The organism is Monashia sp. HAY1-2A, from assembly GCF_056755315.1.
Window position 1 is genome coordinate 1 of sequence record NZ_JBNDHY010000940.1, and the last position, 211, is coordinate 211.

At 72.0% G+C, this 211-nt stretch carries 1 protein-coding gene; it reads left to right on the forward strand.

Annotated features, from left to right (window positions below; all coding sequences use genetic code 11):
• Nucleotides 1-211 (forward strand): hypothetical protein (locus tag ACPYOM_RS24430; RefSeq protein WP_481347965.1); only part of this gene is annotated, 211 nt, incomplete at both ends.

Genomic DNA, 211 nt, shown 5'->3' on the forward strand with positions numbered 1-211 from the left:
CCTCGCCGCCCAGGACTGGCCCGACATGAACGCCTACTCCGACGCCAAGACGGACGTCATCACCCAGATCAAGGACCTGTCTCTTATACACATCTCCGAGCCCACGAGACGCGTAGTAATCTGGGGGGGGGGGTTTTTGTTTGGGGAGGGGGGGGGGGGGGGGGGGGGGGGGGGGGGGGGGGGGGGGGGGGGGGGGGGGGGGGGGGGGGGG